The sequence below is a fragment of the Psychrobacter sp. Ps2 genome (assembly GCF_022129405.1).
Lineage (GTDB): Bacteria > Pseudomonadota > Gammaproteobacteria > Pseudomonadales > Moraxellaceae > Psychrobacter.
Window position 1 is genome coordinate 16,939 of sequence record NZ_JADQAM010000039.1, and the last position, 12,590, is coordinate 29,528.

The 12,590-nt window shown below is 37.0% G+C and carries 7 protein-coding genes; 6 read left to right on the plus strand and 1 reads right to left on the minus strand.

The features are described 5' to 3' along the window. Positions 1–5 precede the first annotated feature (5 nt). The 6 genes from pglX to I3254_RS03835 all read left to right on the plus strand — a co-directional run bounded on the left by pglX (position 6) and on the right by I3254_RS03835 (position 11,970). Entirely contained in the window at positions 6–4,112 is a 4,107-nt protein-coding gene (pglX, locus tag I3254_RS03810) for a BREX-1 system adenine-specific DNA-methyltransferase PglX (protein WP_238051287.1), read from the plus strand. 109 nt (positions 4,113–4,221) lie between these two features. Then, a complete protein-coding gene (locus I3254_RS03815; protein WP_238051290.1) occupies positions 4,222–6,771 on the plus strand; it encodes a PglZ domain-containing protein in 2,550 nt (849 codons plus the stop codon). A gap of 3 nt (positions 6,772–6,774) precedes the next feature. Then, positions 6,775–8,877, plus strand: coding sequence for a BREX system Lon protease-like protein BrxL (brxL, locus tag I3254_RS03820; protein WP_238051293.1), 2,103 nt, complete (start codon positions 6,775–6,777; stop codon positions 8,875–8,877). A 485-nt stretch (positions 8,878–9,362) separates the two neighbouring features. Further along, positions 9,363–9,776: a hypothetical protein gene (locus tag I3254_RS03825; protein WP_238051295.1), complete on the plus strand. Its 414-nt coding sequence runs from the start codon at positions 9,363–9,365 to the stop codon at positions 9,774–9,776. Between the two features lie 241 nt (positions 9,777–10,017). Continuing rightward, the gene (locus I3254_RS03830) at positions 10,018–10,443 is read left to right on the plus strand and encodes a hypothetical protein (protein WP_238051297.1); all 426 of its coding nucleotides are present in this window, start codon (positions 10,018–10,020) and stop codon (positions 10,441–10,443) included. 456 nt (positions 10,444–10,899) lie between these two features. Continuing rightward, positions 10,900–11,970 carry a DUF4433 domain-containing protein gene (locus I3254_RS03835; RefSeq protein ID WP_238051299.1) on the plus strand — a complete coding sequence of 357 codons (1,071 nt, stop codon included), beginning with the start codon at positions 10,900–10,902 and terminating at the stop codon, positions 11,968–11,970. Here I3254_RS03835 and I3254_RS03840 read toward each other — a convergent pair. Then, positions 11,967–12,491 carry a macro domain-containing protein gene (locus I3254_RS03840; RefSeq protein WP_238051301.1) on the minus strand — a complete coding sequence of 175 codons (525 nt, stop codon included), beginning with the start codon at positions 12,489–12,491 and terminating at the stop codon, positions 11,967–11,969. The genes I3254_RS03835 and I3254_RS03840 overlap by 4 nt on opposite strands. Between the last annotated feature and the right edge of the window lie 99 nt (positions 12,492–12,590).

Genomic DNA, 12,590 nt, shown 5'->3' on the forward strand with positions numbered 1-12,590 from the left:
GGTTTATGGCATTTGATCAAACTACTCGTAACTGCTTACAGTCTTTTGTTAGTAAAGCACGAGCTATCTTGAGTGAAGAGTTTACGCGCCAGCTGCAAGCCACATACGGATTAGATCCTAATCAAGGCACAATTGCTGATATAGAGTCATTGAGCCATTTAGATAACTATCAGCTGCAAACGGCTCATATCCTGCGTGAGACAGTGCAGCACTATATGACCACAACGGCTGGTAAGACTCAAAAAGAACAAGTCAAGCTGGTGTTAGAGCGTATTGTACGAGAGCAAGCCTTTACGGTTCTAAATCGCTTAGCTGCCCTGCGTATGGCAGAAGCGCGTGGCTTTCTACTGGAGTCGATTGGCTCTGGATATAGCTCGCAAGGGTTTCAGCTTTACCAAATGCTGGAGGACGGTAGCCATGGAGAAACAGGTGATGCATATCAAAGCTATCTGTTTAGCCTCTTTGATGAGTTCGGTCTGGATCTAGCAGTCTTGTTTGATCGCTTTAGTGTTCAAGGTCGCCTGTTTCCTCGTGAGACTGCTTTATTGCAGCTGATTGAACAAATCAATGACTACGAGATTGAGCCATTATGGGCAGAAGATGAAACTATTGGTTGGATTTATCAGTTTTGGAATGGTCGTGATGAAATAGATAAGATGCGTTCTGCTTCTCGTGCACCTCGTACGAGTAGAGAGATGGCTGTGCGTAATCAGTTCTTCACACCACGCTACGTAGTAGAGTTCTTAACTGACAATACGTTAGGGCGTATTTGGTATGAGATGACTAAAGGTAATACTACGTTGGTTGATAGCTGTCAATATCTAGTCAAACGCCCTAATGAAGTATTCTTGGTTAAAGACGAAATCAGTCCTATTCAATATGAGTCAAATCTTAATAATGAAGCAGATGCGTTGACGCAAGAAGAGATCTTGAGTCAGCCTGTTTATATTCAGCACCGACCGCTAAAAGATCCTCGTACTATCAGAATGCTAGATCCGGCATGTGGGTCTATGCATTTTGGTCTCTATGCTTTTGATTTGTTTGAGCGCATTTATCTTGAAGCGTGGCAAATTGAAACAGAACAAGGAGTAGACGTATTTGAAAAAGAAATGGAGTTGCAGTCCTTACAAAGTACCTATGGAGACTTAGATAGCTTTAAGCAGCAAATACCCAAGCTAATTATTGAACATAATATTCATGGTGTAGATATCGATCCACGAGCCGTTCAGATTGCGGGACTAAGCTTATGGCAACGCGCGCAGCGTGCTTGGCATGAGCAAGGTGTGAAGCCTAATCAGCGTCCCACGATTGTAAAATCAAATATTGTCTGTGCAGAGCCAATGCCAGGGGAGCAGGACTTACTCAAAGAGTTTACCAGCACTTTAAATCCCCCTGCATTAGGTCAGCTAGTAGAAGTTATCTTTGAAAAGATGGCGCTGGCAGGCGAGGCAGGAACGTTGTTAAAAATAGAGCAGGAAATAGAGTCTGCAATTAGCAAAGCCCGCCAGCAATGGGACAAAACTAAAGATGTTAATGGCGGCATAAGAGATCTTTTTGAAGAAGAGCTGCGAGCAGCTACTCCTCAGCAAGAGCTGGGTTTTGATCTGAGTGGCATTGATGATGAGACGTTTTGGGAAGATGCTGAGCAATTAATTTTGCAGTCACTTAAGGATTATTCGGAGCAGGCAACATCAGCAGCTGGTGAAAAAAGACTGTTTGCAGAAGATGCGGCTAAAGGCTTCGCTTTCATTGATTTAAGTCGTAAACGCTTTGATGTAGTTTTGATGAATCCTCCTTTTGGAGATGCCAGCAAAAATAGTAAGAAATATATTGATGATACTTACCCAAATTCAAAAAACAATATTTTAGCTTGTTTTATTGAACGAGGACTGGAAATGGAGTGGAAAGGCTCTAAGGTTGGAACCATAGTTAGTAGGACTTGTTACTACTTATCCTCGATGGAGGATTTTAGAAAACTTATTCTATTAGAGAGTGAGATTGATTGTCATGTGGATTTAGGGTCTAAGGTCCTAGATGCTATGGTAGAAGTTGCTTGTACTGTTTACACTAAGAAGTTACCTGATAATCTGCCCAAACCATTTATTAGATCTTTAGTAGAAAGCAATAAGCAAGAGGTGCTTTTTAATAGCATAAAGAGTATAAAAAAAGTCGATAATTTAAAATCTGTATTCTTAGTGAATCAGAATCAATTCAATCTTTTCTCAGGTAGTCCTTTTGTATATTGGATATCTAATACACTTGCTTATAAGGTTTCTAAATACAAAAACTTAAAGCCAGACTTAGCAGATATTCGTGTAGGACTTCAAACTGGAGATGACTTTAGGTTTTTAAGATTATGGTGGGAAGTTAGTAGTCAAGAAATGATATCTCTAGAAAATAAATTACTAGACAGTGATTATATAAGACAGCAGTACCTGTCAGAAGTGAATAGACGGAAGAACTGTTGGTGTTTTTATTCTAAGTTAGATAAGGCAGCTGTCTTTTATGCTCCGTTACATTTATTAGTACAATGGGGTTTTAATGGAGAACAGATTAAAGCATATCATGAAGGTAGAGGGGATTCTCCTTCAAGGTATGTACGAAGTGAGACAAGTTACTTTTTGCCAGGGTTCAGTTATATGCTCAGAAGTACTAGGTTAATTCCTTATGTGGTACCTCGAGGTGTTATACCCACTGCCGGTAGATCGCAGATATACCCTCATGTTGGATTAGAAGATGAGGCTTTGATAACTATTTCAAGTAATATTGCAAGCGCTGTTGCTAGGTTTAAAGGTGAAAACTTTGGAGGGCCTAAGTTTCAGAATTCTATGGTAGAAAGTATACCTTATCATAAAATTAATGAGCATGATAAAAGCGTAGTTCTAAAAGAAATTAATAATACGTATGAGCATAATAAGGCTTTATATCAAAATGATGAAACAAGTATCAATTATATTGGTCATGTTAAAAGAGATGAGGTTAAGGAGGTTGTAATAAGTCGTGAATCACTTATTGGTAGAGCAGCTGAAAAAATAGTATATAAAAATTATAATGTCACAGACGAAGAAATACCGGAGCTAGAGTTGGACTTGATGGAATGTATTAACTCTACAGATATGCAAGAAGTTATTGAGAGGGGTAATGGCAATTTAAATAGTATGAACGCTTTCGTTTCATGGGCCGTTGGAGTAGTGTTCGGGAGATTTAGAGATGCAATACTTTCCTCTTATAATCTTAGTTCTGAGGTTGAAGTAACACCCTTTGACGAGCTGGGAAACATGAGTCCTGCCATGAAAGACATTAATAGACCGAATAGTAATAGGTATCCAGACATTTTAGTATCAGATTTAGGTAATAAAAAAGATATAGCAATACTTATAAGCGATATCGCTGAAAGACATCAGATAAAAATAGATTGGGATATTAATTCGTGGTTAAGTAGTGGTTTTTTTGATTACCATTTAAAACAATATTCACGTAGTCGTCGCCAAGCTCCAATTTATTGGCCACTACAGACTTCATCAGGCTCGTATACCCTCTGGGTCTATTATCATCGTTTAAGCTCGCAAACGCTATACAGCTGTGTCAATGACTTTGTAGAGCCAAAGCTAGCTTTGGTGACTGAAGATTTAAATGCTTTAAGCAATAACTCTAATCGTAGCAGCATAGAAGAAAAAGAACTGACTAAACTTACTGATTTACAGAATGAGTTAAAGGACTTTCGTGATGAGCTACTGCGCTTAGCAAAAGTATGGAAACCCAATTTAAATGATGGGGTTCAGATTACAGCAGCGCCATTAGGGAAGCTATTTCAGCATACTGCTTGGCAGAAAAAGTTAAAAGAAACCTGGGAAAAGCTAGAAGAAGGTGAATATGACTGGGCGCATTTAGCAGCCAGTATGTGGCCAGAACGTGTGCTACGAAAATGCCATCAAGATAGAAGCCTTGCTATAGCACATGATGTAGAAGATATGTTTTGGCAAGAAGTAGAAGTGCCGATCATGCGTGGGAAAAAGCCCACTGGAAAGACTAAGCTAGAATGGCAGCCCATACCCGCGTCTGAAACTATGCTGAATGATATGGTTAATGAGGCTAAAGCCCGATTACAATAATTTAGTAGGCCAAGTTTATGATTTTAGTTAGTAAGCTTGGTCTGTCATAACCCAAGTTTGGCTGCTTATAAAATGTAGAAAGCTGCATGTCTTAGGATATAAATAACGTATGAATATTGAAGAGTATATTAAGCAACAAAAGCTTGAGCCCTTATTGCAAGCCAAGCAGGTATTGATAGTATATGACCCAGATCAAAGGTATCGAGAGATCTGTCTCAGTATGGCGCAAGATACGACTATCGTAGTCGATACAACTGAGTCTAGCATTATTAGTCGTGCAGCTGCCCTAGATGCGCTTAGCAAGATTGGGACAAAAGAGGTCGATGAGCTACTAGTATATGTGCCAGCCAGCCCACCATTAACTGATGAGCAGAAACAAATTGACCCATTCTCTATCTATGCAGAATGTGGTGCCATATTTCCTGATCCCAAAAAAGACAGCGATAGCTTTTTATCAATTTGCTTAACAGCTAAGCCAGATTACGCGGCTCAAATACGCAATATATTTAAAGAGGATAGCAGCCCAAGCTTTGCTGTTATTGATGCGATAGGAGGCGGGGACAGCTGGCCAAATTTGAAGTCACTATTAAATACTGATTCGGCCAATGAAATTATTCTTGCGTTACTTCATCCTAATGACATGCAAGAAGCTGCACTTAGTAATAGTGATAAAGACCCTCAAATTTGGATTAGTGAGGCTAAAAGGCTATTGAAAGCTACCATTGGTCTTAAGCTTAAAACACGCAGTAAGTCTTGGTCAGTTATATCTGATGAGCTGTGGCGTTATGTCTTATTTAGTGAGTTTGTGTTTGATTTACCAGAAGCGCTGCCTCCTAAGCTGGAGGATGTGGCTAGAGCAGATGATAATGCATTACCTACCATTGAAACGATATGTGCAAGACTTCGCAATGACATACGAACGAGAGATATCTATATAGATAAAGCTCAGGAAGTCGAAAGAGATCTAGGTCTGGCTGCTCTTTGTCAAAGTATTAGTGATCTAGGCGTAAAAGACACCTTCCCGTTTGAAGAAAGAACTTTCTTATCCACAGCGATAAGCGCCATGCAGCGACATGATATGCGGGCAGCGCGAGATATTATCTCAAGACAGTCTAATTCTGTATGGATGAGCCGGGGTGAGAGTCAGCTACAGTGGGATTTATTAAGATCTGCATTGGCCTTGTTAGAATCCTGTACTGAGTATGAAGGAATGATTCCAAGTAAGGCTCGGAATATGGATCAGCTTATCGAGCTATATACTAGCCATTTGCGTGAGGTGGATCGCCTACACCGTGAGTTCGAGCAAGCGGTAACTTTATGTAGTGGGCAAGACTTTGAAGAAATAACTAAGCCAGTTCAAGCTCAAGCTCGCCAACGATACGGTAAGCTGATGGAGAAAGTTCAATCATTATTTACTCAGTATTTACAAAATGAAGGTTGGCCTGTTTTAGGTTACCTCCCCAATACTGATGTATTTGATAAACTAGTAGCGCCAAAATTACAGCAAAATGGCTATAAAGTGGCCTATCTAATGGTTGATGCTTTACGCTATGAAATGGGAATGGCTTTAAAGGAGCAGATTGAGAACGAAGGAGCGGTTGAGATAACGACTGCATTGGCTCAATTACCCAGTATAACCTTGGTAGGAATGGCAAGCTTACTTCCTGGTGCCAGTACAGGATTTAGATTAGAAAAATCTGGAAAAGATATAGTGCCTTATATTGACGATCAAGAAGTCAAAACAGTTGAGCAACGTATGAACTTAGTACGAAAGCGCTATGGTCAACGGTTTGATGAAGGAAGGCTTGAGAAGTATGCGCGAGGTACAGGTAAGAAAGTCGATGAGAACGTTGAGCTATTTATTCTTCGGTCAGTCGAGATAGACAGTCAGTTCGAAAATCACCCTGAAACAGCACCTGATGCAGTTACTAGTGCGCTCAAAAATATCCGCACAGCCATCCTTAAATTAAAAGCGATTGGATTTAATGAAGTCATTATAGTGACTGATCATGGCTTCTTTATGAATACGCATGCAGAAGCGGGTGATACTTGTAATAAACCGCAAGGTGACTGGAAAGTAATTCATGAGCGCTGCGTATTAGGAGAGGGTGATAGTGACTTGTATCACTACCACATAAGCAGTGAGCTGGCAGGCATCAAGGGCGACTTCAAGCAAGTTGCAGGACCGCTTTCATTTGCCACTTATAAATCAGGTATGCTGTATTATCATGGTGGAGCATCACTTCAAGAGTGTGTTGTTCCTGTTATTACAGTGAAGCTTGATGGTTCAAAAGATAGCCAGGTTTCGGTGGAGAAATTCAAAGTGGCCATTAATTATAAAAATGGCGCTAAAAGAATTACCACAAGGATGCCGGTAGTAGCACTCACATTACAAACTGAAGATATGTTTTCTGTAGATGTGCAAGTAGAAGTCTTGTTAGAGGCGCATAATAAAAAAGGCGAAGTAGTTGGCGAGGCAAAAACCGGGGGTCTGGTTAATACTGCTACAGGTACCATTATGATAACACCGGACAATGAACAAAAAATAACTCTGAAAATGGATATGGAATTTGAGGGCAAGTTTATTTTAAAAGCATTTAATCCTTCTACCATGGCAGTATACGAGCAGATAGAGCTTGAAACAGATTATACGGTGTAAATTATGGATGCTTTAGACAAAAAACTAAATGAGCTTTTTGATGGCAAAGTAGTCAGAAAAGACTTGGTACATCGGATCAAAAAAGGCACGAACGTTCCTACATTTGTGCTTGAGTTTTTATTGGCACGGTATTGTGCGAGCGATGACCCAGATGAAATTAAAGCTGGCATGGAAGCCGTGTTAGAGACTTTAAATGACAATTATGTCCGGCCTAATGAGGCGAATCACGCACAGTCTAAAGTAGCTACTAAAGGTAAGTTCCGCTTTATTGATAAAGTGCATGTGAACTATATTGAAAAAGATAAGAGACACTGGGCAGCTTTAGAAAACTTTGATTCCAGAAGAATTGCTATTAGTGAAAAATATTACAAAGATCATGATCGTCTTTTACAAGGTGGGCTTTGGGCGGAAGTAACCATTGCTTACAACGACATTGAAGAAGATGATTACGCTTTTTATATTGAAGACTTACGACCGATTCAGCTCAGCCGTTTTAATTTCAACCAGTACTGTGAAGGGCGAGCTCAATGTACCCGTGATGAATGGCTCAGTTTTATATTACGGTCTGTCGGCCTAGAACCTGACAAGTTAACGCAACGGGTTAAAATGCATTTTTTAGCTCGTTTAATGCCTTTAGTGGAGCCAAACTTTAACTTCATTGAGCTTGGCCCACGAGGTACAGGTAAGTCATATTTCTTCAGTGAATTTTCACCTTACTCTACGTTAATCAGTGGTGGTCAAGCTACTAAAGCTACTCTATTTTATAATAATCAACGCAAACAAATTGGACTAGTAGGATTTTGGGATACGGTTGCTTTTGATGAAGTTGGTGGTATCAAGATTAGAGATCAAGATACTATTCAAATTATGAAAGACTTTATGGCGAATGGTCGCTTCTCTCGAGGGGTGGAAGTCATTGCAGATGCTTCAATGGCTTTTGTGGGCAATTTAGATTTATCAGTAGAGCAAATCGTAAACTCCGAAGTATATGATCTTTTTCAACCGCTACCTAAAGAGTTTGATTTGGCAATGATGGACCGTTTTGCTTGCTATTTACCAGGGTGGGAAATGCCTAAAAATAGTAGCGAGTTTTTAACAAGCAACTATGGATTTATTACAGATTATATAGCCGAAGCATTTCATTACCAGTTAAAACAGACTAATCGTTATGAAGAGGTAAGTAGCCGTATTAAATTAGGTAATGCAGTAGAAGGGCGTGATGAAAAAGGTATAAAAAAAATAGTTGCTGCATTTCTTAAGATATTACATCCAGATGGGCCCCCTAGTGATGAAGAGTTTGAAGAGTATGTGGTTTACGCCATTGAGTCTCGTCGTCGAGTAAAAGAGCAAATGAATAAGCGTAAGTCAGATGATGAGTTTGCAAAAATTAATTTATCTTATATAAACACTAAGGGCGACGAGGTTATCGTTTACTGTCCAGAATCGCGTTTTGCGCTCGCGACACAAGATCCTTATCGTAGAAATATTCATGTCGATCATGATTTAAGCTTTGGAAAACAAGCTTTATCTAGTACTAAAGAAAATAATAACCCGGTAACTATTAAAGAAGCTGTAGATAATTCAGCCATACTGAGCAGAGGAGCTGAAGTTCAAGATGCTGATCGTTTGGAAGATAAAGTAGTAGAGAAGTGCTTTGAAATTCGCTACGGTGATACTGGATATAGTTATGAATCAATAATTGGACCTTATTTGAAGGGTGTCAAATCTGTTGAAATAGATGACCCATATATTAGATCATCTCATCAGGTTCATAACTTTGTTAGGCTTTGTGAGGTTTTTGTCAAAGTACCAAGTATTAAAAAAATTGTATTAGTGACTAGTTATGATGAACAAACTGACGTCAAAGAAATATCAGATCGTTTAGGTGAACTTAAGCAAAGCCTTTTGGAGCTTGATATTGCACTTGAAGTTAAAGTTAATGAAAATTTACATGACTGTGAAATTAGATTGGATAATGACTGGATTATAAAAATTGGTAGAGGGTTAGACTTTTATCAAAAACCTGAGCTTTCGTTTGGTATTGGTAGTAATGACTTAGCTTTAAGAAAATGTTTAGAGACTGAGGTGGATATCTTTAAAAGATGAAGGCTTATCCAAGTAAAATATTGGATGAGTCGAGGTGGGTAATACTGCGCTATATATGGTTTTAGAAAAACTTTCTATCGCCCACAAGGTTTGTTTACTGTACAGCCCCGTTCATTATACTGATAACTTTTATCATCCATTAGCTGTATTATTAGCATTTAATAAATTATAAGATACCTTATGAAGTAGGTTTTTATGATATTAGAATACTAAGGCTTTCCAAGATGGTATCTATGGATTTGACAGAAGGGGTCGAATTCGTACTGAGAGTTATAAAGATAAGACGGATTAATAAAAAATATAGCTGATATAGTCAGTTCTAAATAAAATCGATACCTTAGTACCCACGTGCTACTAGTATAAATTTTCTTGTGTGCTGTTCGCAAGCGTGACAGAGGCTACAAAAAAAATGCCCCAGCAGTACTGTATCGGCCTTAAAGTGAACCAACTATATCTTGAGTTTGTTTGAAAAATTGAGATATATAATGAAAATGAATTACCATAAGAATGTTGAGCTAGCACTTACTCTTGGCTTTGAGGAAGTATGTGATGAAAAAGCTTATAGAGGAAAATATTATATAAATGATAGATTAATCTGGATTCATGATATAGAAGCACTAAAAGCTAGATTGAATTTAGAAAATAATGAAGATCTAAAGCATCTAAATTATGATGTTGAAAGTTATTATAAGTATGTCAATTATACGGATGAAATGGTAGATAAGGATTTGAGGTTAGAGTTAATTAAAGCTGCAATTTATAGTGATAGCTCTGTTCTCTCAGGTAAATTTAGTTTGCTAGAGCATAAAGATATTTTAGATGGTATGGTAGGTTTATTAAGCGAAGGCTTGGGCGAGGAAGTGCTATACGATTATGCTCATCAGATGCAAAAGAAATGAATATGATGAGTTATGATCTTTTATTTTACAAAAATTATGGATTTGATGGCTATATAGTCGATACACTTCAAAAGTGTTATAGCGCTACTGGGATGAATTTTGCGCAGCCTCTGTCAGCGTAGGCACAGCACGCAAGTAAAATTTATACCAGTAGCATATTTAAACTTATATAACATTTTTATTTTCAGCTGACTATATATCAAAACCACTATAATAAATTTTTTCAAAAGGATTTTTCTGTATGTTTGGTTTATTCAAAAAAAAAGTCAAAGTTGGAACAGTGATTACTGACAGTTTTGCTCCTAAACAGGAAGTCCATACTCAACAGGGAGTGATGAAATATTCTAAAAATATATCTAAGCTGTCTTATAAAGATTTATGTATAGAGTTCTCAAATGTCATGGCAGCCAAACATAACTTAATGATGGTACCTAGAGGTCTGAAAGATGCAGCGGAAAACCAAAAAATAGTAACTGATTTGGTAGATAAAGCCTTGATAATTTGTATTTTTAAGTTTGGACAAGAAAGAGTTTTAAGTTTTGCAAATAATGACTTAACAAGAGTAAATAAGTTAATTAATCAATGTGACCAAGAAGTAGCAGCCAATCCAGTTTGGCCAGATGAGCATGGTCTACTTCTATTTAATAAACTAGAGCAATATCTTTAGTAGCTAACTTATTGTTAAGCTATCGCCCAAGAATAGGTGCAGAGGCTTACTTCAAAACTATACCCACGAATGAACGTAATTGTTCCTTTGAGGCTAGGGCTAGCTAAATGTGTAATGAGAACATATAGGGCTTCCCTGAATTTGTATAATTATTGGCTCAAGGTGAATAGTAGTTAAATAGAGGCGGGATGCCTTCATTAATAAAAAATCCATTTCCCATAACGCGTTATGGGGATGAGAGTGCTCTTTAGAAAATTTACTGAGGAACTCGAAATTACTACATGTTACTAATGTCATAGAAAATAAAAGCTTAACGGATGCTCATGTCTTTGTTTTTAACGTTTGTAATCACTTGTGCTCGAAAGTCTGCTGAATAGGTCATGTAATCTTCTGACACTTCACTTATTTTAAAAGCATTGCATTCTATTTATAAAAGACTGACTATATTTGGTTGTTATGAGTATGCTAAGGCTAAGATTGCAAAAGCTCTTTGACAATATAGAGGCTATCAATTATGAGAGCCCAGGTATCGTACTTGCTGAATTAACTCAAACTGAAATCCCAAGAAAAGTACATAAAATAACGGAAAAACAGTTAAAAATACAGATTAAAAATAACATTGATACCATTTGTAAACTAAGTAACTTATCTTATGATAAGGTCATAAATAGTCTAATTAAAAAATATGCAAATTTGAGTATTGAAAAATCGCTATTCATTTCAACAACTACTTATGGAAAGATTATTGGTATAGACGCTAAACCTTATTTTTTTGATCATTTAATAGATTTAGGGTTTCTCAACAAAATTGATAATAAGTATGAGTTAACAAGTAAAGGTGAGTTTTTCGGTGATTATCATTGTAATGATAAGAATGAGCAGTGGGTAGTATGGAACAAAGAGCTACTCGACCCAATAATTAGACCTTTTAAAGAAAGTTTGATTTCTCATATAGATCTAAGATTGTTTCATATGACGCATATTAATAATCTAAATAAAATACTAGATAATGGACTATTTGCGCATAGCAAGATTACTAACTATCAAGATATAAGTAATTATGATGTAAACTTAAGAAGAGTGCGTAAAGAGAAACATCATAATTTCAAACTTCACGACTATGTACCATTATATTTCAATGCTAGAAATGCAATGCTTTATCAGAAGCAGAGGGAGTATCCTTGTCAAATAGTTATTCTAGAAATCGATAAGAATATTTTAAATAAAGATTATACAAAGTTTTCTAAAGGCAATGCTGCAAGAGACGACTCTGAGATTGAAACTAGTAAACATAAGCTTGCTAAATTCCCATGGTCAGATATCTATTCTGGAACATGGTCAGAAAATAATCATGTGAATATAACTAGGAAATCACTAATGATGAGTGAGTGTTTGATATATAATCATATAACTACTGAACATATAATGCGCATCCATTGTAAAGACATAGAGACCTACTCAAAATTAAAATCTACTGCTATAGATATTAATCAAGAAATAATAATAAGTCCTAATCTTTTTTTCTAAAACAAACTAATCTGTAAATTCTGAGGTTGATTAAATTTATAATCAAGAAGCTTTTCAACACTATGAGTTCCAATGCCTTTTATACTTAAAATTTGACCTACCTGATGAATCTCTTTTCTCATCATAGAATCATTTATCAGTATTAAATATTTTAGACTAATACCAGTTTTCTCGCTTAAATTTGTTAAGTTAGCTGATAGAATCCATTCTTGAATTTCTAAATAAAGCGGATCAGTAGCATTTGGGTCATATTCATAGATTTCAATATCAATATCTAAACCTGATAGATATTCTTTCATAATAGACTTTGATACGTCCTTATCTATACCTCCTTTATCTGCACCTAACAAAGGAAAGGCAACAGAAGTTATTCCTCTCTTTTTATATGTTTCCACAAAGTTTATTAATCCAACTCTCAAATATAATTCTTTTGAAGGATACCGCCAGTGATCTTTTGTTGGAAAATTTAAAACCCAAGGGCTTTGATCTTTGTATAACCAGAGCTTTCCAGGTTTCAGCAACCCTTGTTCACAAAACTCTGCATATAGTCACTGCACTACAAAAGAGTTATGTGTTGGATGAATATCATAAAACAATTTAGATAAGTCATTTTCCATCCA

Excerpts from the sequence above, each read along its gene's own strand:
- pglX (WP_238051287.1), top strand. The coding sequence starts at position 6 with ATGGCATTTGATCAAACTACTCGTAACTGCTTACAGTCTTTTGTTAGT.
- I3254_RS03815 (WP_238051290.1), top strand. The coding sequence starts at position 4,222 with ATGAATATTGAAGAGTATATTAAGCAACAAAAGCTTGAGCCCTTATTG.
- brxL (WP_238051293.1), top strand. The coding sequence starts at position 6,775 with ATGGATGCTTTAGACAAAAAACTAAATGAGCTTTTTGATGGCAAAGTA.
- I3254_RS03825 (WP_238051295.1), top strand. The coding sequence starts at position 9,363 with ATGAAAATGAATTACCATAAGAATGTTGAGCTAGCACTTACTCTTGGC.
- I3254_RS03830 (WP_238051297.1), top strand. The coding sequence starts at position 10,018 with ATGTTTGGTTTATTCAAAAAAAAAGTCAAAGTTGGAACAGTGATTACT.
- I3254_RS03835 (WP_238051299.1), top strand. The coding sequence starts at position 10,900 with ATGAGTATGCTAAGGCTAAGATTGCAAAAGCTCTTTGACAATATAGAG.